The organism is Amazonocrinis nigriterrae CENA67 (assembly GCF_016056305.1).
GTDB classification, from domain to species: Bacteria; Cyanobacteriota; Cyanobacteriia; order Cyanobacteriales; family Nostocaceae; genus Amazonocrinis; species Amazonocrinis nigriterrae.
In genome coordinates this window covers 1-23,586 of the sequence record NZ_JAECZC010000067.1, presented here as the reverse complement: position 1 = coordinate 23,586, position 23,586 = coordinate 1, and the positions used below count along the sequence as shown (strand labels likewise).

Here is a 23,586-nt window from a genome sequence, read left to right as displayed (position 1 = left end):
ACCCGCAAGCGATCGCAAAGAAGATTACCATTATGAACGGCATGGTGTGCGTGCGTTATTTATATTTTTTGACCCCTTGAGAGGATGGCGGCGCGTGAGTAGTCGTGAGCATCGTACTCGCGTCGATTGGGCACTGGAAGTTCGCCAACTTCTAGATGTAGACTATCCCCACGCGCGCAAAGTCAAGTTAGTTTGTGACAATCTCAATACTCATCACATTGCCTCACTGTATGAAGCTTTTCCTGCAACTGTTGCTCATCGATTAGCTCGCCGCTTAGAAATTCACTATACCCCTCGTAACGGTAGTTGGTTGAATGTTGCCGAGATTGAGTTAAGTGTCCTTTCTCAACAATGTCTTGACCGTCGTATTTCCTCTGCCACCGAGTTAGAAAAGGAGTTATCTGCCTGGCAGAACCAGCGTAATCGCACGAATAGCCAAGTTCAATGGCGCTTCACAACAGAGGATGCCCGTATTAAACTCAAACACCTCTATCCTATTGCACTATTTTAGCCCGGTCGTGCTAGTAGGGTGCGTTATCGCGCCAGCGTAACGCACCGCCAGAGATTTGCGGTGCGTTAGGACAAGAGTCCATAACGCACCCTACAAAACTTTCATCCCGCCTTACTAAAGCTACGGTGTACACACAAGTCTTGAAATTCCACCTAAGGCTTGGTTTTATTGTCAGTGTTTGGGCGGTAAAAGCTATCCAAAAAGCCTGTCCGCAGCGAGGAGAGTAGTAAGTTGAAACGGTAAAGGACGGAACGGGAAAAAGGGCAATGCTTTTGTTTCAATCCCCTTGCGGGGTAGTAGTAAGTTGAAACTGCTTGTTCTTGTAATTTTGCCAGAAGACGGTCTAAGTGTTTCAATCCCCTTGCGGGGTAGTAGTAAGTTGAAACTCGACAAACTGAACCGCATAGCATCCAGCGAAAAGGTTTCAATCCCCTTGCGGGGTAGTAGTAAGTTGAAACTAGATAATCAAGTCGTAGATTATTACTATCCTGGTTAGTTTCAATCCCCTTGCGGGGTAGTAGTAAGTTGAAACTCGCTTTCATCTTCAGTTGGCGTGAAGTAGAAGAAATGTTTCAATCCCCTTGCGGGGTAGTAGTAAGTTGAAACCTCGATTGTCGAAAGTTTCATAGTAAAACTAGTAAACCGTTTCAATCCCCTTGCGGGGTAGTAGTAAGTTGAAACCCGGTACAAGGCATTGACCAGGAAAACAGCAGCCGGTTTCAATCCCCTTGCGGGGTAGTAGTAAGTTGAAACCAAAAACAAACGATTCAACCTCTGTAGTTTTGAGTTTCAATCCCCTTGCGGGGTAGTAGTAAGTTGAAACTTGTAGCATTGCTTGGGCTGATTTGTGGTGGTCAATGACGTTTCAATCCCCTTGCGGGGTAGTAGTAAGTTGAAACATAAAACTATTGGTTGCAACCACTTGATTGTGGCCGTTTCAATCCCCTTGCGGGGTAGTAGTAAGTTGAAACTGCAATTGATTCTCGATTGCCTTGCCTACAGCCTTAAGGTTTCAATCCCCTTGCGGGGTAGTAGTAAGTTGAAACTCCGACCCTTTTGTGTCTCGATTTCACTGCACATTGGGTTTCAATCCCCTTGCGGGGTAGTAGTAAGTTGAAACGTACCAATACTCTATCTTGATATTCTAATAATCCGTGTTTCAATCCCCTTGCGGGGTAGTAGTAAGTTGAAACTTGCAAATCAAATAAATAGATGGATTTATGATTAAACAGTTTCAATCCCCTTGCGGGGTAGTAGTAAGTTGAAACAAGACTGGGATTACCAAATGGCACAACTAGTCTTAGTTTCAATCCCCTTGCGGGGTAGTAGTAAGTTGAAACACAACCGCCTTTTGGTTACTGTGTAGTCAATGATGGTTTCAATCCCCTTGCGGGGTAGTAGTAAGTTGAAACTCTGAGCAGTGTCAAATTAAGCGTCGGTTACACGTTTCAATCCCCTTGCGGGGTAGTAGTAAGTTGAAACTTGCAATATACGTGAGCTAAACAATTGAAATCTGTTTGCGAGTTTCAATCCCCTTGCGGGGTAGTAGTAAGTTGAAACTTGTTTGGCATACGTGCTGGTGTTGAATTATTGCCAGGTTTCAATCCCCTTGCGGGGTAGTAGTAAGTTGAAACGTATTTGGTTAGAGACATGGAAAAACCAATAACACAAGTTTCAATCCCCTTGCGGGGTAGTAGTAAGTTGAAACTGGTAAGCGTGTCAGCGCTGACATTGCTACTCTTGAAAAAGAATGTTTCAATCCCCTTGCGGGGTAGTAGTAAGTTGAAACCACGATATTCCCAAAGCTTGCCGCCTACAGATTCAGTTTCAATCCCCTTGCGGGGTAGTAGTAAGTTGAAACGTATCACCCAGGCACAAGATAGATAAATATTTTGATAGTTTCAATCCCCTTGCGGGGTAGTAGTAAGTTGAAACACCTTCAATTACATTTAATGAATGGTATGAATTTGATGGTTTCAATCCCCTTGCGGGGTAGTAGTAAGTTGAAACGTTTAAATTCTCTTCAACTACCTTGAATGCCGCCTGTTTCAATCCCCTTGCGGGGTAGTAGTAAGTTGAAACCTTGAGAGGATTTAGCATCATTGCGTTTATTTCGGTGTTTCAATCCCCTTGCGGGGTAGTAGTAAGTTGAAACCTGTAGTTGAGCAACCTAAAGAAGAAGCTTCGCAAGGTTTCAATCCCCTTGCGGGGTAGTAGTAAGTTGAAACCAGCACTGTTTAGTATTGGAAGACACGGTAATTGACGAGTTTCAATCCCCTTGCGGGGTAGTAGTAAGTTGAAACTCTTCGGGTTTAATTTGTGCTGCCTCTAATTGTTCAATGTTTCAATCCCCTTGCGGGGTAGTAGTAAGTTGAAACCGTCAAATGATGGTTCTGTAAAAGTTGCAGGTAGAGTTTCAATCCCCTTGCGGGGTAGTAGTAAGTTGAAACTCAGCAAAAGTTGGTTAAGCTAGCAACGGCTGGCGGTTTCAATCCCCTTGCGGGGTAGTAGTAAGTTGAAACTTTAAATTATTCTATGTCTAAAAATAAACTAGGAAAAGGTTTCAATCCCCTTGCGGGGTAGTAGTAAGTTGAAACGTTGCCCAAATATGTTTACACACTCCCTCTTTTGGTTTCAATCCCCTTGCGGGGTAGTAGTAAGTTGAAACTTTGGGTATAATGAAACTGAAGGTGGGTTACAGAATAGTTTCAATCCCCTTGCGGGGTAGTAGTAAGTTGAAACATAGTTGCAATCCCGCAAACATTTAATCCCTACATGTTTCAATCCCCTTGCGGGGTAGTAGTAAGTTGAAACTTGATTTCCTTATTATCTGTACCTATGCCTCGCTGGTGTTTCAATCCCCTTGCGGGGTAGTAGTAAGTTGAAACTTGCTCGGTACTTGGTGGGTTGCAGGTAGCGACAAGTTTCAATCCCCTTGCGGGGTAGTAGTAAGTTGAAACGTTGTACGAAGGTGAACTTAAATATAGAAAATCAATGGTTTCAATCCCCTTGCGGGGTAGTAGTAAGTTGAAACAGAACCGTTGCCCCAACTAGATATTGAACCGTCAAGATTGTTTCAATCCCCTTGCGGGGTAGTAGTAAGTTGAAACTCATTATTTGCTACATCGATATCAAACAATTTTTCTGTTTCAATCCCCTTGCGGGGTAGTAGTAAGTTGAAACAAACTACGTTGCGTTTTATCCGACCAATGACGGTATAGTTTCAATCCCCTTGCGGGGTAGTAGTAAGTTGAAACTCTTTAGTCTGAAACTATTACTGAGCAAGCTTTCTGTTAGGGTTTTTGGCGGGGGAGAAATTTTGGTTATTTTCAGCCGCTCTTATTGCAAAATAGTTGCAGTTACCCTAACTGTTGAAACGCTGTAATTATTGATTTGTCAAGGTTCTGGCAATTTTGGCGGGACTCCAGGGATTTTGCCCCCGCTTCGCCCTGCCAAACATCAAGTTGATTACATAATCATAATTGATTGTTTGTTATTGTCGAGGTTTGATTAACTATATGTAACTTTTTACAGTAAAACTTCACCCTTATTTAAGGTTTACTTTATAAATCATCTCTAAATAGGGAAGCAGGAGAGAAAATTCAAAAGAGACTGTCACCCAAAACTTGAACCATAGTTATTGAATTTACTACAAAAGAGGTAAAGAAGCGGCAGCTAGCTAACTGTCACTTCTTTACTTCATAATGATAATCATTACGCATCATTGTAAGTATGGTTCAATGATGTTATAACACTTGCGAACACTTAAATTTAGACCTTCATAATCGTTTACGAATAGTCTCTAACATACGACTACTATATGCAAAATTTTCCACAAGATGATAGACAGACTCTATTAGTAACAGGTGGAGCAGGGTTTATTGGTGCCAACTTTATCCTGAAAGCGAGAAAAGCACGATGGGCTAAGATAGTTAACTTAGATAAGCTGACTTATGCAAGTAACCTACAAAATCTAGCAATTTTGCAAGATGATCCAAACTATAATTTTGTTCAGGGAGATATTAATAACTTAGAATTAGTCTGCTATCTGTTAGAGCAGTATCAACCAAGTGCAGTGATAAACTTTGCTGCTGAGAGCCATGTTGATCGTTCAATTTTTAGTCCCCAAGACTTTATACAGGCTAACGTAGTAGGAACCTTTAAACTACTAGAAGCTAGTAAAATTTATTGGCAAAAATTAACAGCAACAAGACAAAAACAGTTTCGCTTTTTGCATGTGTCTACGGATGAAGTATACGGTTCACTTAATCCACAAGACCCACCTTTTCGAGAAGATACACCCTATGCACCCAATAGCCCTTATGCAGCTTCTAAAGCAGGAGCAGATCATCTGGTACGGGCTTACTATCATACTTATAATTTGCCAACTTTAACAACTAATTGTTCAAATAACTACGGGCCTTTGCAATTTCCTGAAAAACTAATTCCTTTGACCATTATTAATGCTTTAGATGGTAAGCATCTACCTATATATGGTGATGGTCAGAATATCCGAGATTGGCTATATGTAGATGATCACTGTGATGCTCTTTATCTTGTCCTTAGAAAAGGAGCTATTGGAGAAACTTATAATATTGGCGGACAAAATGAACAAACTAATTTGACAGTTGTCCAAAAAATCTGTGAAATTCTTGATCATCTGACACCTAAATTAAATTTTCAACATTCTTCTCTAATTACATTTGTTCAAGACCGTCCTGGTCATGATAAAAGGTATGCAATTAATTGCGATAAAATTATCCAAAATTTAGGCTGGCTACCCAAGGAAAATTTTGATAGTGGTTTAGTGAAAACAGTTCAATGGTATCTAAATAATCCAACTTGGATAAATTCTGTACGCACAGGTGAATACCAAAATTGGATTAAACAAAACTATCAAAATTATTAATTGCTGATTTTCGAGGATTTATAAAATGAAAGGTATCATCTTAGCTGGTGGTTCTGGTACACGTCTTTACCCCATAACTCATGTTATCAGTAAACAATTAATGTGTGTTTATGATAAACCAATGATTTACTATCCTTTGTCTGTATTAATGCTAGCTGGGATTCGGGAAATTTTGGTTATTTCTACACCTGAAGATTTACCTCTTTTTCGGCGACTTTTAAAGGATGGTAGTCAATGGGGTCTGAGCTTTAGTTATGTTGCACAGCCGAGACCAGAAGGTTTAGCTCAAGCTTTCATACTGGGCAAAGATTTTATTGGGAATGATTCTGTATGCTTGATTTTAGGAGATAACATTTTTTATGGTCACGGTTTTACCGAAGTACTTGTTCGTGCTGCTAATCTCCATCAAGGAGGGTTAGTTTTTGGTTACAAAGTTAAAGAACCTCAACACTACGGTGTAATTGAATTTGATGCCCAAGGACAAGCAATTAATATAGAAGAAAAACCATTAATTCCTAAATCTAAATATGCTGTACCTGGTATTTACTTTTACGATTCTGAAGTGAAAGAAATTGCTGCTAGTCTTAAACCTTCTGCTCGCAATGAGTTAGAAATTACTGATGTTAATTTAGCTTATCTGCGTCGAGGAAAACTGCGAGTAGAAGTTTTGGGTAGAGGATATGCTTGGCTAGATACGGGTACACACGAATCGTTGCATCAAGCAGCCAATTTTATCCAAACATTAGAACAACGACAAGGACTAAAAATAGGTTGTGTGGAAGAGATTGCATATCGTCAAGGATATATCGATTTAGCCCAGCTGAGTCAGTTATCTGAATCTATGGCTAAAAGTAGTTATGGACTTTATCTGAAACAAATTATAGAAGAAGACCCTTACGCGACTTTCGGTGAAGTAAGTAATGTGACTACAGAAAACAGTATTCTAGTAGTTCACCACGCAAATTTTGACAGGTGAAGACTGGGGAAAGGGAAAGAAATTAAAAACATGCGCCCCTTTTCCCCTTACCCAATCCCTGTGCCTGTCAAAATCTTTTTGGCAGGCTACTAGCGTAAGACTTGTTAACAGACAAAAAGGATCAGGTTATGAAGGTTGTACAGACGGAAATTCCTGATGTGCTGCTGATTGAACCGCAAGTTTTTGGCGATGAACGAGGCTTTTTTTATGAAAGTTATAACGAAAGAGTTTTTTTGGAGAAGGTAGGAATATCATCTCATTTCGTACAAGATAATCACAGCCGTTCTGTTAAAAATGTCTTGCGTGGTTTGCATTACCAAATTCATCAGCCACAAGGAAAACTCGTGAGAGTTGTAGTAGGAGAAATATTTGATGTAGCTGTAGATTTAAGGAAAAGTTCTAACACTTTTAGACAATGGGTTGGTAGGTACTTGAATGCTGCTTGCAAACAGCAATTATGGATACCAGTAGGTTTCGCGCACGGTTTTGTTGTGTTATCAGAAGTAGCTGAAGTGTTATACAAGACCACTGACTACTATTTATTACAGGATGAACGTTGCATCCAATGGAATGATCCAGACTTAGCTATAGCCTGGCCAATTCAAGAAAAACCAATTCTATCTGCTAAAGATCAAGCTGGTAAGTCACTGCAAGAAGCAGAAGTGTATATGTAAAAGGGACTGGGGATTGGGGACTGGGGACTGGGTAAAGAGCGGGAATTATGGAATTTCTTTGAACTTAATAGATTTGCTGAACTAAAACTCAAGCACATTCGTGTTGATTGGACAAGATTGTCACAGTCCATACATCCGAAAGATGCATGAATCTCAAGTTATGTGACAAAATGTAAAAATAGTTGTCAATGACTTGACATAAGTAGCTTATTGTAAATCCTATTTGAAAGAGGTTTTATAGCTTATGACGTTTCAGCCTCAAATTGTTGAGCTAAACCCAGAATCCCTAGTGCAAGAGTTTTTTCAGCGATCGCAAGGGAACTGGCGATCGCAGCGCCGCTACTACACCCTCAAAGATGGTGAAGCCCAAGAAGTGGTAAGTATAATCACTGTAAGGCTTCTAGAACAGGGAAGCGAGGAACTGATTCAGTTAGCCCGTTTACACGAAATGCCAGATGAAACCATATTGACTTGTGGAGTTTTTACAAGTTGGGAAAGCAACTATGTGGGGCCGAGTCCCAAGCAGACCACAGGTTCAACAGTATTTGGAGTTTTGGGAACAGCTTTGTATCGCGATCGCGGTTTTTCCACCACCAAACCCATCATTGCTAAATTCTCCATGCGTGACCCAAAAACCATGTGCCTGCGAACCGAGTACAGCGGTAACGTGTTTGAGGAAGAAGTGAAACTCATTGGCACTCAATACCGCACTCGACAAACAATCATTTCCCGCGCTGGCGAAGAACAGATGATTGGACAGTATTTAGAGAAGCGAATAGGCTAGCAGGGGTGCAGGGGTGCAGGGGTGCAGGGGTGCAGAGGGAGATGGGGGATAAAAACAACTGACAACTGACAACTGACAACTGACTAATGACTAATTCCAATCTTGCTCTTCTTTTTTGCCGCGACTTTTGTAAATTCCCCCAGTATCATGCAGTTGGCGAGTTTTTTCAAATAATTCGGCTTCTGTCAAACCCCACTGCTGCAAAACTTTGTCTAGGTCTTTCTGGATATCTCTAGCGCCTGGAAAACCTTGATAACGAATTCGCAGCCTGGCTAATTCAGCTAGATGATAGTCCGTTATCTCTTGAGATAGTAAAATATCAATAAGGGGGCGATCGCGGTTGTAAAGTGGGTGTTGTTGATCCTTCGTTCCGTGTTCTTCTGCCATAATCTATACCTTTAGTTAGATAAGTGTTGATCTAGAGTCTAGAGTTGAGAATTTCCAGGTTTTGTCAAAATTCATGATGACGGCAACCACACCTAGCTCTTACGGCTCTCAACACTGCGGTTCAACTTTAAATAAAGATACATTATCTCTAAGAAAATACAAAAAAGTTTAAATGCGGGTGAATTTTTAGCTCACCCAAAGTCCAAGCAGCAAGGGAGCATGAACCCGTTATGTTTGAACACTTCACTTCCGAAGCAATTAAAGTAATTATGCTCGCTCAGGAGGAAGCACGTCGCCTGGGACATAATTTCGTAGGCACAGAACAAATTCTCCTGGGTCTAATTGGAGAAGGAACAGGGGTTGCTGCCAAAGTGCTGACTGAATTGGGCGTTACTCTCAAAGAAGCACGTCGGGAAGTAGAAAAAATTATTGGTAGGGGTTCTGGCTTTGTACCACCAGAAATTCCCTTTACCCCCAAGGTGAAAAGCCTCTTCGAGCAAGCGTTTAAAGAAGCTCATAGTCTTGGACAAAACTACATCAACACTGAACACTTACTCTTGGGCTTGACCGAGGCTGGTGAAGGTGTCGCCGCCAAAGTGCTACAAAATTTAGGGGTTGACCTCAAGAGTGTTCGCACCGCCGTAGTTCGTCGTATCGGTGAAGGTGTATCTGTGGGCGCAGGTGGTGGTGGTAGTAATAGACGCACCCAAGCCTTAACAGTAGAAGAGTTTGGCAGAAATTTAACCAAGCTAGCACAAGAAGGCAAGCTTGACCCTGTAGTTGGTCGTCAAAAAGAAATCGAGCGTGCTGTGCAAATTCTCGGTCGCCGCACCAAAAATAATCCTGTGTTGATTGGAGAACCAGGGGTTGGTAAAACTGCGATCGCCGAAGGTCTAGCTCAACGCATTGTCAATCAAGATGTTCCTGACATTTTGTTGGATAAGCAAGTCATTAGTCTAGATATGGGCTTGCTGGTGTCTGGAACTCGCTTCCGTGGTGACTTTGAAGAACGTATCAAGAAAATCGTTGATGAAGTCCGCTCTGAAGGCAACATCATCTTAGTAATTGATGAAGTTCATACCTTAGTTGGTGCTGGTGGTACAGAAGGTGGCTTAGATGCAGCCAATATTCTCAAACCTGCTTTAGCACGGGGTGAACTCCAGTGCATTGGCGCTACCACACTTGACGAATATCGTCAACATATCGAGCGTGATGCAGCCTTAGAGCGTCGTTTCCAATCGATTTTGGTAGGCGAACCCTCAGTAGAGGAAACCATCGATATCCTTTATGGCTTACGCAGCGCTTACGAGCAGCACCATAAAGTGGAAATTTCCGATGCGGCTGTTGTGGCAGCAGCTCAGTTGTCAGATCGTTATATTAGCGATCGCTTCTTGCCAGATAAAGCAATTGACTTGATTGATGAAGCCGGTTCTCGTGTACGGTTGCGGAATTCTTACGGTTCTGCTAACAAAGAACTCAAGCGCCAGCTAACTGACGTGACCAAAGCTAAACAAGAAGCAGTCAGAGTCCAAGATTTTGACAAAGCTGGCAAATTGCGTGACCAAGAAATAGCATTGGAAGCGGAAATCCAAGCAGCATTACAAACTGAGCAAACTATCAAAGCCCCCGTCGTTGACGAAGAAGATATTGCTCAAATCGTTGCTTCTTGGACTGGTGTACCCGTCAACAAGCTCACAGAATCTGAGTCAGAGTTGCTGTTGCATCTAGAAGACACCCTGCACCAGCGGTTAATTGGTCAAGAGCAAGCAGTCACTGCTGTATCTCGTGCCATTCGGCGGGCGCGAGTTGGGTTAAAGAGTCCCAATCGTCCCATCGCTAGCTTTATCTTCTCTGGCCCTACTGGAGTAGGTAAGACAGAATTGGCGAAAGCATTAGCGGCTTATTTCTTCGGTTCCGAAGAAGCGATGATTCGCTTAGACATGTCCGAATACATGGAAAGCCACACCGTCTCCAAGCTAATTGGTTCGCCTCCTGGTTACGTGGGATACGACGAAGGCGGACAGCTTACCGAAGCCGTGCGACGCAGACCATACACAGTATTGCTGTTCGACGAAATCGAGAAAGCACACCCTGATGTCTTCAACATGCTGCTGCAAATCTTGGATGACGGACACCTCACCGATGCCAAAGGTCGCAAAGTAGACTTCAAGAACACCTTGATTATTTTGACTTCTAACATCGGTTCCAAAGTCATTGAAAAAGGTGGCGGTGGTTTAGGCTTTGAGTTTAATAATCAAGCTGAAGCTAGTTACAACCGCATCCGCACTTTGGTTAATGAAGAACTCAAAAATTACTTCCGTCCTGAGTTCCTTAACCGAGTTGATGAGATTATCGTCTTCACTCAACTTTCGCGCGACGAAGTTAAGCAAATTGCTGACATTATGCTGCGGGATGTTTCTAGCCGCTTGACCGAAAAGGGAATTACTCTAGAAGTTACTGAACGCTTCAAAGAGCTTGTGGTACAAGAAGGCTATAACCCCAGTTACGGTGCAAGACCGTTACGTCGGGCAATTATGCGCCTGTTAGAAGATTCTCTAGCAGAAGCAATGCTGTCTGGCGATATCAGCGAGGGAGACACAGCCATTGTTGATGTTGATGATGACAATCAAGTCAGAGTCAGGAAGTCAGAAAAAAGAGAGTTACTCTTAGCGAATGCTGGCTAGTATAGCAAAGTGCTGAGTGCTGAGTAGAGACGATTCGCCGAATCGTCTCTACTGCTGAGTGCTGAGTGAAAACCCTGTAAGCCTGAGTAGGGTGCGTTAGCCTACAAAATTAAATTTGGATTGATTATTAGAAGATGTGATTACACATTAATGTTCATGATTTTTGATTTTTTGATTTAAATCTACCTGCAATAAACTCTCGCTTTTTTAAATGCTTTGTCTTGCGTTTGGTGACTCGCTCTCGCCACATCCGAAAACTGGATTCTTTCATTTGCTGTCGCATTAAGGCTATTACTTGTTTCTCCAGTAACCCAAACTGAGCCTCAATAGCTTCCATTGGTGTTCTATCTTCCCAGGCCATCTCAATGATGCGATCAATGGTTTCAGAATCTAGGTTTGGTAGCTTCATTTTATTGATTAAGTTTTATATTCAAATATGTTTTAAATCATAAAATAATTGTTTGCCAAAACACAAACATAAAATTGTGAAAAATTTACCCCTTACTAGGTTTGAACTAGAAGGGGAAAAATTTATAAAGAAAAAATAAATTTCTAGTTATTGACTTTTCAAAACCCCCGGTTCTTTCTGTATGGGCAAGACATCTAAAATATCAATTTGGGAACAGTATTTTAGGTCTTCATGACATTGCAGGCGTAACAATCGCTGACCATGACTAGCTTGGTGAAATAATCCCAATAAATTATTTTGCCACTGTGAGTAAAGAGCGATCGCACCAATGACTTCATCATTACCAGCTAACTCCTCTGGTGAGAACTGGGTTTGTTCTACAAGACTATGAGCGATCGCACCTGCACAGACTGTATCCTCAAGAGAAAAACTACCTTCCCAACCTGAACCAACAATCCATACTGTCTCTGGTTGCTTTTGGAGAAGATGTTGCACCACCGCAGCTCGGTTAATCAAAGCTGCTGCTAGCACAGTTGGCGAGTGTTGTATCCTTTGTAAGGCACGAGTGCCATTAGTAGTACTGATGAACAGGCGACGCCCCCGTACTAGTTCTGGTGTACAGTCGAGGGGCGAGTTACCTAGTTCAAAACCAGCTACTTTCGCACCGCCACGTTCTCCTGCTCGCAGTCGTTTTTCTGAAGGCCATTTTTCGCTGACTTCCTTAAGTTGGTCTAAATCACTGAAGACTTGCACAGCTTCACCTCCAGCTGCCAAGACAGTTGCGATTGTGCTGGTGGCTCGCAAGACATCGACTGCGATCGCGCAGTCTGGAGCTTTACCATTTGGAGTCAATTCCGGTGTGTGGTATACAAATAGCTTCACGCGCTGGATACACCTGCTGTTTATACAATTGCTGAGATTACATTTTAATTGCTGTTATTAACTATAAGCACAGCTTAAACAACAGTATTTTTTATCTTCAGCCTAGAGTTTATGCCAAAAAAGAGGGGAAGGGGAGGGAAGGGGAAGGGGAAGGGGAAATATCAGTCTATTATTTTGCTTTTTGCCCTCTTCATATTCCTTTTCTGTTTCGCATTCCGGTTGTTTGGTAATCTGGAGAAGAATAAACTTTCTCGAATGATGCTCAGATCAGTGAAATGCACTGTACCAATACCATTTGCAAAAATATCTGCAACACATAAATCGACTGTAGGGGCGTACAAATGTACGCCCCTACAAGGTATTTGTATGAGGTATTTTATGAAATGGTATAAAAAGTGGGTGTAAGTAAAGCCAGATTTACATGCCTAGTGGTGACATTCCCTCATTGAAACTGATTCCAAACTCCTAACTCCTCACTCCTAACTTTTGACTTTATGGCACCATTACCCGACTATCGTCCCAAACAGCTGTCTGTAGGCCCTTTGGAAGCAGAAATTTTAAATATTATCTGGGAACTAGGTTCAGTTACAGTCAAAGATGTACACGATCGCATTCTGTCTGACCCCAACCGGGAATTAGCTTATACTTCTGTCACTACAGTTTTACGTCGCCTCACTGAGAAAGGTTGGCTGGCGTGCGATAAACAAGGACGGGCATTCTATTGGCGACCATTGCTGACACAGCAACAGGCGCAGGTAATTAAAGCGCACGAGCATTTACAGCGATTTTTAGCGGTAGGTAACCCCGATGTGGTTGCTGCTTTTGCTGATAGTCTAGATGAAGCCAGCAGCCAGCAAATAGAAGCGATCGCTAAACGTATTCAAGCTGCACGCCAAGCCAGGGAGGAAAGATAATGCATCTAATCATGATTTTGACTGCTTTGGCAGTCTCTTGGGTCTTGAGATGCTCTTGGAGCAATCCCCAAGGTAGTTGGCCCCAAGGTAGTTGGAGTTTGCGGTGGCGGCGATCGCTGTTTTTATTTCTCTTCCCCCCATTACTCATTTTCATGACTGCGATCGCTCTACTCTTCATGGGGCCGCAAGGAAAAATGGGTGGTGTGTATACTGGCTGGTTTAGCTATGTAATTGCATTATTTTATCTTGCTTTTTTTGCCATTTCATGCGTTAAACTTGCTTTCCAAGGTTGGCAGTCTGTGAAATCTGCCTGTGAGTGTCCTTTGGTTAATCTTGAGGGTACACAAGTCCGGTTACTCAACACCAAGGCGTTGTTTGCGGGTCAAATTGGTTTTTGGCAACCACAGCTAGTCGTGAGTCAAGGATTATTGCAAAACCTCTCACAAAATCATGTGGAAAGCGTTTTGGCACATGAACAAGGACACTACTATTATCGAGATACATTTTGGTTTTTCTGGCTGGGTTGGGTGCGTTCCTGCACGGCTTGGTTGCCAAACACAGAAGCTTTGTGGCAAGAACTGTTAGGTTTGCGGGAACTGCGCGCCGATAGTTACGCCGCATCACAAGTAGACCCATTACTACTTGCAGAATCACTGTTGTTAGTGGTAAGTAATAGTTCAGTATTGTCAGAATCAGCAATTTGCTGTGCCGCATTGGGTGTTGATGGTGTAGGCGATCGCTTAGAACAAAGAATAGAAGCTTTATTAGCACCACCACCACCAACACCAGAACTCAATTGGCAGTCTTGGAATGGCTTTTTACTAGCATTTCTACCGTTGCTAACTGTGATTTTTCATACTTGATTTGACTAAGACTTCCACTGCTCTGCGCTTGCTGATTTGATACGCTCGAAAGTGCTGTCAATTCTGAAGCAAGCAGTGCAGGAATTGGCGCTTCGTTGACATTAGCCTCACTATCCGGCTCGAACTCATCTTGACTGCTTTGGCTGATAACCATTGCAGACAGAACAAAAATTGCTCCTATAAAACCGCTGATACCAAGCTGCTCACCAAGTAACAAAAATGAGAAAATTGCTGTAAATATTGGCTCTAGTGTGTAGAGTAAGGCCGCTTCGTCAGCTCGAATCCATTGCTGAGCTAATGTCTGGAGCCATATGAGAATGGCTGTTGCTACTAATCCAAGATATAAAATTACGCCCCAGTTCTTACCTATTATTTCAAGTTGTGAGATTAATTCTGAGCTACTCCAAGCTATGCCCAGTACTGCAATCACCAATAATTGCACGCTAGTGAGCGATAAAGATGAATGGTTTTTTGTTACCCGCTCTAATACTATTGCATAGACTGCATGGAGAACAGCATCGCCAAAGATCAATATATCTCCGATCCCTACTACTCCACTGTCCCAGGACATCACCCCAATACCAATGATCGCCAGTCCGGCGGCAAGAAAAATTCTCAATGGTAAGCGCCGACCCAAAAGTAATCCCAGTAAAGGTACTAAGATTGCACTCAAACTGATAATAAATGATGCCCGGTTTGCATGGACAGTCTCAAGGGCAATTCTTTCAGTGGCTAAACAGACAAACAATAGAATTCCCAGGATAAAACCATCACGTAGTAATCGTGTGTTCAGGCTACGTAAGTTGAAGCTAAAAACTAATGCTGCCACAGCAAAACGGGTAGCAATCAGTACACTTGTTGAAAGACTACCGACTGTTTGCTCGATTAATGGCAAGGTGCTGGCCCAGATTATATTGAGCAGGACAAACAGTATGATTCCCTTGACGCGCAGGCTGTTTTGTGTAGGCTGATTGTAGCCATCTAAAATCATAAGTATCTTTTTTTATTAACAATCTATGTAGCGAGTTTTGATTTCAAGTTTTTAGTGACTACATGAAAAAATAAGCATGAAATAGTTCCTGTTATCAGTTTATGATAAAGGGTATAATCAAATACATATTTTTTTAGTGAAGTGGCGATCGCTAAATGATTTTTCATCCCACTCGCACCTTGAAGAGATGGAGCGAATATCCCCTTTTTCACTGATTTTTTGCATTATTGCTATTAGTAGTCATAGCTTAAATAGCTTAGTATTAAATTAAAGTTTTTAAAACTGCTTTTATACTATAGCAATCCTAAATGTGTCGTGAAAAATATAGATAAGGAAACGAACCGCCAAGGACGCCTTCGCGCAGCGTCTCGTTAGAGAAGAACGCCAAGATAAGAAAGAAATAAGAGATATATAATTTTCACAAATGATTTAGGACTGCTATGGTTACAAATATTTTTGTAACATATAAATCAGTTGTAAAGATGTTCCGGCGGATAGAAACGTTTCGGTAAAATATCTCTACCTAATCAGGTATTTACTGAAATGATATTATGCTTAATTGATTATTTTCTATTTCCCCTCCCCGTTCACTCTTAGGGGTTAGGGGTGGGGTGCAATGATGATGGAAATTATAATTAATTAACCGGACTTGATATTTTATTCATCTTCTAAAAATTGTTCTATAGATTTTTTCACTAAAGGCACTTGAAAGGCGTTATCTTCTGGAGTTAAAATTTCCTTCCGCACCAGTTTTCTGATAACGCTTTTGTGTTGCTGTGTGGGTGTTTCGCTTTGGATGAGACAGCGCAGTAAATTGCGATCGCTATCTGCTAAACTTGTCCATAGTTCCCGAAAATATTGATCGCCCCGCTCCAGTACAGTAGGAATAACCTTTTCAACATCCTGTACAGTCACTTTTGCAGTATCCGCCTCTCGCCTATTTTTTCTAATATCTCGGTTCAACAATTCCACCAACTCGTAACACATTAATTGCACGAGATAAGGTTGACAGCGAGTAAGTTGAATAATCATATCTACCGCAGTTGGTTCATAAATATTCGGAAATTCTTCGACGGGTTGTAAAATTAATTCACGGGCTTCAGACTCTTGCAAGTAACTCATCTGCACAGCATAGGTATTAATTAAATAGTCACTCCAATAAGCATCAAGTTCAGATAACAGATGTGAACCGCTGAACAGCAAAATCCATTGCTTTTGATGTTGCAGCAGATGACGAATAAAGTTGAGTGGCGCACGGCTATTTGTGACCTGCACTAATTCACTCAGCCTTTCAAATTCATCCAAACATAAAAGAAATCGCTTATTAGAAATGGTCTTTTCTATTTCTGCGAACCAAGTTTGCAGTGCCGGAAATGGATCTTCAGCAAGTTTATCTGTATTTGGGTCGGGTAAGTAAATTTTTCGTGGTAATTGCCGTGCAACTTCCTGAAGTTGTTGGGCGAACTTTTCTGCAAAACCTTTTAAAGTTGTAGCTGTTGCTGCTACTCCTTGTATATCCACAAACAAAGGTATAATATCTGAGCCTGTCCTGTGCGGTAGATATTTCAACGCTGAGGATTTCCCAGTTCTTCGCCCACCATAAAGTAACAATACAGGCGGTTGTTTAGCAAGTGCTAAATTTTCGATTTGCTGAAATATGTCAATTCGTCCTTTGAAGAGATTCTTGGCATCTTGCGGATCTAGTGAATTACCAGCAATATAAACTTGGCGAATTTCTTTTGATTGTTTTGCTGTTTCCTCTAAAGTACGCCGTGCTGTCTCTAGAATTGTCAGCCAGCGTTCTGCTATACTGCCAAACATCGTAGCCACCAAAGCATTTTTCCCAAAAGCTAGACTGTTTTTTAGTTGTTGCAATGCATTGATGGGAATGTTTAATAACTCACGCTGACGATAAGGTGAAGTTGCTTCCATTGATGCTTTGACATTCTGGCTAATATCTAAAAGTTGAGGTAAGACTGTGCCAAGTTCTTTTGGTGGTGGTGAAGGAATCCAAGTTAGTTGATTGGCAATGTCTTCAATATCTCTTAAAGTCTGACAACTATTAAGAATATCCCTAGCAATACCAGAAATTGCTCGCGCTGCAACTTTTTGCTGGTTGGTAGAGTTGATGAGGTAATTAATAGTTTGATAGGCAGCGGTTGGGTTTTTTCTATGAGCCTCTACAATCATTACATCCATGAAAGGGAGAGGCAAAATAATCAGTTCATCAAAGTGGGGAGGCAAGTATCTTAAATAATTCACCCGTTCCCCAATGCGAGAAAAAAGGAAAAGTATGAGTATCCATAGCAATTCTGGCAACCAAAAGTAAACTCGCAATACACCGAGAATAAACGCCACGCCAAACGCCACGCCAAACGCCACGCCAAACGCCATGCCAGCCACGCCAAACGCCACGCCAAACGCCACGCCTCCCGCCACGCCTAGCGCTACGCTTCCCGCCACGCCTAGCGCCACGCCTCCCGCCACGCCTAGCGCTACGCTTCCCGCCACGCCTAGCGCTACGCTTTCCGCCACGCCTACCGCCACGCCTACCGCCATGGCTAACGCCACGCCTACCGCCACGTCGAACCCCACGCCTACCGCCACGCCTCCCGCCACGGCTAACGCCACATCTGATAGAAATTGACCGCACAACACAGTAACAGGAAAGACAACAGCAAAGATAATAAGGATAATAACTAGTCTATTTTTATCGCCACCACGGTCTAGAACCCGTCCGATTAACCAACCCACCAAAAAAAGGCAACTTAGGAACCAATTAAATGACTCACCACTAGCTAAAGTGTAAATTGGTGCAACTAGTAATACAACAAACATTGGTACAACCGCTGTTAGCCACCAAACTTGTCCAACATAACGACGCAGACGGGGGTTAGTACGAAACTCAGCTCGTTTTGCAAAGGGGTTGTTTATCGGCTTCAGTTCTGGATGGATATCGCGTAACCAGCGTTCAAAGGTAAAAGGCTTGAAGTATATCCAATACAACAGGCGTACACATTCAACCACATAACTCCAAAAGCCTGATGCTGTGGGTGTGTTGCTCATTGCTATTTCACAAAATTAAAAATTCTTTCCAACCACTGCTTAACATCAGGCAGAGGCAATACACGTATCAAACCTAAGCCAATCACAACTAAAATTAACATACCGATGATTCTGTTTTGCAAATCATCCCAATTCCCGCCAATCTTTGTAGCTAAACGACCTAGATGTAATGGATCTAACCAGCCAAGCAATGATTTCCACCCACGTCCCTTTCCTTGCTGCTGGAAATCAGCAATTTGTTGTTCAAACTTCTCTTTTGCCCACTTAATTGACTTACCTTGTTGACGTGCTTCCCACAAATAGTAACCAGCCAATTGCAACTTGTGAGGATGACGCTTACCCCACTGTTGAGCTTTTTCTTGCTCATCTACACTCAAAGCTGGTGTATTATTGACAGAGCTAATTGGCAAGCGTGTTAGTTGAATAGCTTCATCAGTCGTTAATTCTTGAAGTTCAACAGTGTGAGCAATATTGAAGAAACTAGAAACAAACCGATGCTCACTACCATAAACATTCAAGCTTTTGCTGGAAGCTAGCACCAACATCAAGGCGTTATCTTCCATGAGCGATCGCAAATTATCATAAAATCCGTCATCAAATTCCTGGGGATGTCTGAAAAGCCTGTCAAAATCATCTAAGCACAGAACAGGTAAGACTTTCTGCTGTTTCCATTGCTTGATAGCATTTGAGAATGCTTGCCGATTCAGCGGTTTAGTTCTCAAAGCATTTTTCAAATTGAATTGCCATGTACTAAGGCGACTTTGCAAAGCGTCGGCTACAGCTTGATAAAATCCTGCCTCAGTTTGACAATTGGCATTTCTGAGTGAAAGATAAACAACTATATAACGGTTTTGGTCTGATACTCGCTGTTCCCAGGTGAGACAGAAGTAATACAGCAACCAAGATTTACCAATGTGCTTGTCACCAACTATATTGATATTTGTCGGCTGAACATTCTGCATTCCAGCTGCGATCGCATGTAATTCGTCTGTACGACCAATAAATAGCCTGGTGTCTTCAATCTTCCCCCCAGTTGAAAAAGGGTTGGTAGGCAAAGAAGCATAGGACATTTTTAATAAAAATTAACTACATAAATTTCGGTTGTATTACCTAGATAATAAACCGAAAAACTGCCTACACAACCTCTTTATCGAATAGTAATTACCTATGTGATTTTTCTTTTTAAAAAGGAATCTTAGGGGAAAAAATTAGTAATTTTATACTAATTTTAATTTTTGCGACACATGGATTAATAGGGGCGTACAGCTGTACACCCCTACAAGGTATCTGTTGCATTCTTTTTGAAAATTGGTATCATATCATGTCCGCGCTTATTACTTATTAAACTCGAAGAACCCCACCCCGCCAAAGCTATGCTTTGTCTCCCCTCCCCGTTCACGGGGAGGGGTTGGGGGTGGGGTGCCATGATTGTGGGAATCATAACTAATTAACCGGACATGATATCAGTTGCTTAAGAAACGCTATATGTTGCAGACAGACTCAAAGAGATTGTTTCGCGTGACTTATTGTCGTTAAAACTCAACTTCTAACTGGTTCTGATTTTCTAATTCCTGCGATTGAGGACGATTTTCCAGTGGCGCTAGCTGTTCTTGAATTTGTTCTTGTTTAGGACTTATTTTCAGCGGTATTTCAGGAGTAGAAGGGCTTCTATTAAGCAATAGTTGAATTTCTCTCTCAAATTCCTCCCTTCCCCGTGTGAAAAAGTTTGGCTCTCTTGGATAAATGGAGTTAATTGAATTGTTGGGTATTGGCGTAGTTTCGATAGCTGTGGCTGGTGCTGTTATTGAGAAAACTGTCGTTACTAATGTTGTAACTATCGCCAAGTTGAATAATTTATTGTGTAAAAAGCTTTTCATCTTAGCCCTCCTTTATTTAGGGCAAGCATCTGGTATAAATTCAAAGCAACTTATCTTTGATAAACCAGATGTAGTGCTATAATAACGTGACTTTTTTAGATTCTTGCTTGCATTTTTATTGAAGAGAAATTGTCCTACTTACTTAAAGGTTTAATTCTTCTCTACATACCTATTATAACTAATATCTTTAAAATGCTTTTAAAAGTCTAATAATCAGCAATATTCTTTACCTAACTCAACTTTCTTGTAATTCCCTCAACGCCTTTGCTAAATACTCATATTGTTCGCGCGTGTTATAAATCTGTGCAGAAATCCGCATTAATAACCAAGGTGATTCCGTCCAGGGAACGACTTGCACTTGAATGTTAAACTGATCAAATAATTCATCGTGTAAAGACATAAAATCACGATTTTCTAACGTTGTCGGCATTGGTACAACCGCCATTGAACCAATCATTTCTTCTGGACAAGGTGGCGACACTTCCAGCGCCTCACAAAGTAAATTTCTAGCTTCTAACACTAGCTGATGATTTCGCTGTCTTAATTCTGTCCAGCCACCAGGTAACAATGATCCCAGAAAAGCGATCGCTGTCGGTATGCACATATAAGGTGTAGGATCGTCTGTACCCATCCAGTCAAATTCTAATTGAAAGCGGGTTTTATCAGTGCGTGGCGAATTTGCACCGTGGCTAATTGTCAAAGGACGAATTTCTGATTGTTTATCCCTACGCACATACAAAAATGCTGCACTTTTGGGCGCACACAGCCATTTATGGCAATTGCCTGTGTAATAAGTTGCGCCAATTTCTTGTAAATTGAGGTCAATCATTCCTGGTGCGTGGGCACCATCTACAAGTGTATCTACGCCACGTTGCTGCAATTCCTGGACTAACTGCTGAAGAGGGAAGATTAGCCCTGTCTGACTGGTAACATGATCTATTAAAGCTAATCGTGTTTTTGGTGAGACTTGCTCAACAACTGCTTTTACTACCTGTTGTGGCGAGTCAATAGGGAAAGGAATTGTTGCCACCACTACCCGCGCACCAGTGCGACTAGCGATAAAATCTAGTGCATTGCGGCAAGCATTGTACTCATGATTAGTAGTGAGGATTTCGTCATTTGGTGCAAAAGTCAGGGAACGCAGCACCGAATTGACACCAGTCGTGGCATTGGGTACAAAGACTAATTCTTGGATATCAGCACCAACAAATGCTGCTAGTTTGCTTCTGGCATCGTCTAGCAGTGGTTCCCATTCCCTACCAAAAAAGCGTATGGGTTCATGCTCTAATTGCGATCGCAACTGCTGTTGTACTGCTAGCACTGCTTTAGGGCAAGCACCAAATGACCCATGATTGAGAAATGTAATAGTCGGATCAAGCGACCATAGTTCCTCAAATCGAGAAGTCTGAAGCCTGAAATCGTCTACTTCATACTTCATCCTTCACCCTTCATACTTTTTTAACTCCCCAGACTGGATTCGAACCAGTGACCAATCGATTAACAGTCGATCGCTCTACCGCTGAGCTACTGAGGATCACTCACGATTTATTATCTTAATGTTAAAAAATGGATTTGACAAGTACTTTCGCCAAAAAATTTTTTCAATACGCTTAGCCATCAGTTCATTACAGATCAAACCTTCTCCCATCAAGGATTACAGGCTTTCAACGCCTGAGATTTACTGTAACCCCATACGCAATTCAGCTAGACGCTGCCGCGCCTTGGCATCAATCGCGCTGGCGAGAAATCTACTCTTGGATTGTTTGCGTGTTTGATACTTTTGGCGCATCCGACAAACTGTGGCTTCCACTTCGCCACAAAGTTGTTGTGCTGATAACCATTCAGCCCCATACCCCTGTACCATTAACTGTTGCGCTCTATCTGATGTGGCAACAATCACGCGAGAAATCTTAGACTGTGTTACTTGGGGGCGTAAAGATGCACAGACTTTTTCTATGTAGGTGTCTGCTGTTTGCCCAAACTCAGTAAAATGAACTGATAAAAGCTCTGTAATAATTTCTTTATTACTAGAGGCATTGTGATATTGGGCATCAAAAATTATTTGAGTTTCGTAACCAACAAACGCACTGTAACTTGTCATTGCTTCAACCAGTTCCCCGCGCGCTGCCTCCAATCCAGCATTATCACGGGTTTTTTTCAGGCAAGGCCAAGCACCAATTATGTTGTAGCCGTCTACTAATAAAACGGCTGGAATTGTGGGACGGGGCATGGTTTTTAATCACCATTTTCTAGAGTTAACAAAATTCATTCATGATTTTTATAGTAAATGAAGCATTGGTTGTAACAATATGCTACAAAACCGAAAAAATGCGATAGTATCGCAGAATGTAGCTGAAAAACATTGCATTAACAGCAAACGCGCCCTTTCGAGGCGCGCCGCAATTGTTAGTAATTACTAATTAATTAATTCGAGAAAAAAGAATGTTGGAGTGCAACTAGGCAGTTGTTAGTGGTTAGTTGTTAGTTGTCAGTGGTCAGTGGTCAGTTGTTTTTATCCCCCATCTCTCCTGCACCCCTGCACCCCTGCATCCAAGTAGGGTTACTTAATTACTAAGAGGCTTGATTGTGTACCTGCATCAGACGTTGTTTGAGGCGCTGAGGTTCGCCTTGATCTACTAAAGAGCCTTTTTCTAACAAGAAAGCGCCGTCACAGTAGTTCAATTCGTCTAGACGATGAGTTACCCACAAAGCTGTAATACCTCGACTCTTGACTAGGCGGCGGACACTAGCTACTAAGTCCAGCTGGCTATCTGGATCAAGTAAAGCTGTGGGTTCATCCAATAATAAGACTTCACAGCGACGGGCGATCGCACCCGCGATCGCTACTCGCTGTTTTTGTCCTCCACTCAAGGCATAAATCGGGCGTAGTTGCAGGGCACGCAAATTTACAGCCCCTAGCGCCTCATCAACTCTTGCTCTCACAGCAGCAGGTGGCAATTTTTCTTCCACCAATCCAAAAGCCACATCAGCACCAACCGTTGGCATAACTAATTGATGATCGGGATTTTGGAAGACAAAGCCAACAGGATGCAAAACCCGAATTTCACCAGACTGGGGAGCTAATAGTCCCGCCAGTAGTCGGAGTAATGTTGATTTGCCACTGCCATTAGTACCCAAAAGCATCCAAAATTCGCCCCTAGGTACTGCTAGAGAGCAAGATTTGATCGCTGTTTCACCACTAGGCCAACTGAAGTCTAAATCCTTAACCTCAATGCCTACTTCCGCCATTTTTGCACCTTAGTTATTCACCAGCTAGAGCGAAAAAGCCTGGTGGTTTACCACTACCAGTGGTGACACCATCTTTTTGAATAATCTGTACCCCAGAAATTTCACTAGCACGGACAGCAATTTTTTTCTCTGTCTTGCCTTCGCACTTGAGTTCTACAATGTCAGGATTGCCAGAACGCATAGCTGCCAAAATTAGCTGATAGACAGCCTCAGCATCCTCAGCTGACTTACGTTGTACTGATATAGGAAAAGCAGTATTTCTGATACTTAAGTCAATGGTAAACATCTAGGATCATTCAAAATATCACTGTAGGACTCATTTTAGCGTTAGGGAATTGGGAATTGAGGAAAGAATTTCTCCCTCATCTCCCTCATCTCCCTCATCTCCCCCATCACCCCATGCCCCATTC

At 42.1% G+C, this 23,586-nt stretch carries 19 protein-coding genes, 1 tRNA gene and 1 CRISPR repeat array; of the genes, 8 read left to right on the top strand and 12 right to left on the bottom strand.

What is annotated here, in order from left to right; translation table 11 throughout:
- The 5 genes from I8748_RS26580 to I8748_RS26560 form a co-directional block, all read left to right on the top strand.
- Positions 1-511, top strand: a 511-nt coding sequence (locus tag I8748_RS26580; RefSeq protein ID WP_198127525.1) for a transposase, incomplete at its 5' end; no start/stop codon positions are given.
- Between the two features lie 274 nt (positions 512-785).
- Positions 786-3,768: a CRISPR direct-repeat array (repeat unit 37 nt; unit sequence GTTTCAATCCCCTTGCGGGGTAGTAGTAAGTTGAAAC).
- 563 nt (positions 3,769-4,331) lie between these two features.
- Positions 4,332-5,420 carry a dTDP-glucose 4,6-dehydratase gene (gene rfbB, locus I8748_RS26575; protein ID WP_198127524.1) on the top strand — a complete coding sequence of 363 codons (1,089 nt, stop codon included), beginning with the start codon at positions 4,332-4,334 and terminating at the stop codon, positions 5,418-5,420.
- Between the two features lie 25 nt (positions 5,421-5,445).
- Positions 5,446-6,396 (top strand): glucose-1-phosphate thymidylyltransferase RfbA, encoded by a 951-nt coding sequence (rfbA, locus tag I8748_RS26570; RefSeq protein WP_198127523.1) that lies wholly within the window; start codon positions 5,446-5,448, stop codon positions 6,394-6,396.
- Between the two features lie 128 nt (positions 6,397-6,524).
- Positions 6,525-7,070 (top strand): dTDP-4-dehydrorhamnose 3,5-epimerase, encoded by a 546-nt coding sequence (gene rfbC, locus I8748_RS26565; RefSeq protein WP_198127522.1) that lies wholly within the window; start codon positions 6,525-6,527, stop codon positions 7,068-7,070.
- A 244-nt stretch (positions 7,071-7,314) separates the two neighbouring features.
- Positions 7,315-7,854, top strand: coding sequence for a phycobiliprotein lyase (locus I8748_RS26560; protein WP_198127521.1), 540 nt, complete (start codon positions 7,315-7,317; stop codon positions 7,852-7,854).
- A 90-nt stretch (positions 7,855-7,944) separates the two neighbouring features.
- Here the strand turns inward: I8748_RS26560 and I8748_RS26555 are convergent, their stop codons facing one another.
- On the bottom strand, positions 7,945-8,241 hold the full coding sequence (locus I8748_RS26555) for a DUF3288 family protein (RefSeq protein WP_198127520.1): 297 nt from the start codon (positions 8,239-8,241) through the stop codon (positions 7,945-7,947).
- Between the two features lie 230 nt (positions 8,242-8,471).
- Between I8748_RS26555 and I8748_RS26550 the strand changes: the two genes are divergently transcribed.
- Positions 8,472-10,925 (top strand): ATP-dependent Clp protease ATP-binding subunit, encoded by a 2,454-nt coding sequence (locus tag I8748_RS26550; RefSeq protein WP_198127519.1) that lies wholly within the window; start codon positions 8,472-8,474, stop codon positions 10,923-10,925.
- A gap of 154 nt (positions 10,926-11,079) precedes the next feature.
- On the opposite strand, the gene I8748_RS26545 is transcribed toward I8748_RS26550, so the two are convergent.
- Positions 11,080-11,334: a TIGR03643 family protein gene (locus tag I8748_RS26545; RefSeq protein WP_198127518.1), complete on the bottom strand. Its 255-nt coding sequence runs from the start codon at positions 11,332-11,334 to the stop codon at positions 11,080-11,082.
- A gap of 147 nt (positions 11,335-11,481) precedes the next feature.
- The gene (locus I8748_RS26540; protein WP_198127517.1) at positions 11,482-12,216 is read right to left on the bottom strand and encodes a 2-phosphosulfolactate phosphatase family protein; all 735 of its coding nucleotides are present in this window, start codon (positions 12,214-12,216) and stop codon (positions 11,482-11,484) included.
- A 494-nt stretch (positions 12,217-12,710) separates the two neighbouring features.
- On the opposite strand from I8748_RS26540, the gene I8748_RS26535 reads away from it, so the two are divergent.
- The gene (locus I8748_RS26535) at positions 12,711-13,130 is read left to right on the top strand and encodes a BlaI/MecI/CopY family transcriptional regulator (protein ID WP_198127516.1); all 420 of its coding nucleotides are present in this window, start codon (positions 12,711-12,713) and stop codon (positions 13,128-13,130) included.
- Positions 13,130-13,993: a M56 family metallopeptidase gene (locus I8748_RS26530; protein ID WP_198127515.1), complete on the top strand. Its 864-nt coding sequence runs from the start codon at positions 13,130-13,132 to the stop codon at positions 13,991-13,993. Before I8748_RS26535 ends, I8748_RS26530 begins: the two co-directional genes overlap by 1 nt.
- On the opposite strand, the gene I8748_RS26525 is transcribed toward I8748_RS26530, so the two are convergent.
- The 9 genes from I8748_RS26525 to I8748_RS26480 all read right to left on the bottom strand — a co-directional run bounded on the left by I8748_RS26525 (position 13,923) and on the right by I8748_RS26480 (position 23,462).
- The gene (locus I8748_RS26525) at positions 13,923-14,984 is read right to left on the bottom strand and encodes a DMT family transporter (RefSeq protein WP_198127514.1); all 1,062 of its coding nucleotides are present in this window, start codon (positions 14,982-14,984) and stop codon (positions 13,923-13,925) included. The two genes, I8748_RS26530 and I8748_RS26525, sit on opposite strands and share 71 nt — an antisense overlap.
- 657 nt (positions 14,985-15,641) lie before the next feature.
- Positions 15,642-18,050, bottom strand: coding sequence for an ATP-binding protein (locus I8748_RS26520; RefSeq protein ID WP_198127513.1), 2,409 nt, complete (start codon positions 18,048-18,050; stop codon positions 15,642-15,644).
- A 2-nt stretch (positions 18,051-18,052) separates the two neighbouring features.
- On the bottom strand, positions 18,053-19,120 hold the full coding sequence (locus I8748_RS26515) for an AAA family ATPase (protein WP_198127512.1): 1,068 nt from the start codon (positions 19,118-19,120) through the stop codon (positions 18,053-18,055).
- Positions 19,121-19,582: 462 nt separating this feature from the next.
- Entirely contained in the window at positions 19,583-19,927 is a 345-nt protein-coding gene (locus I8748_RS34735; protein WP_214662773.1) for a hypothetical protein, read from the bottom strand.
- 235 nt (positions 19,928-20,162) lie between these two features.
- Entirely contained in the window at positions 20,163-21,365 is a 1,203-nt protein-coding gene (locus tag I8748_RS26500; RefSeq protein WP_198127509.1) for an aminotransferase class V-fold PLP-dependent enzyme, read from the bottom strand.
- A 24-nt stretch (positions 21,366-21,389) separates the two neighbouring features.
- Positions 21,390-21,461: transfer RNA gene (locus tag I8748_RS26495), tRNA-Asn, on the bottom strand.
- 144 nt (positions 21,462-21,605) lie between these two features.
- Positions 21,606-22,157 carry an NYN domain-containing protein gene (locus I8748_RS26490; RefSeq protein ID WP_198127508.1) on the bottom strand — a complete coding sequence of 184 codons (552 nt, stop codon included), beginning with the start codon at positions 22,155-22,157 and terminating at the stop codon, positions 21,606-21,608.
- A 341-nt stretch (positions 22,158-22,498) separates the two neighbouring features.
- Entirely contained in the window at positions 22,499-23,176 is a 678-nt protein-coding gene (locus I8748_RS26485; protein ID WP_198127507.1) for an energy-coupling factor ABC transporter ATP-binding protein, read from the bottom strand.
- A 13-nt stretch (positions 23,177-23,189) separates the two neighbouring features.
- Entirely contained in the window at positions 23,190-23,462 is a 273-nt protein-coding gene (locus I8748_RS26480; RefSeq protein WP_096557805.1) for a hypothetical protein, read from the bottom strand.
- Positions 23,463-23,586 lie beyond the last annotated feature (124 nt).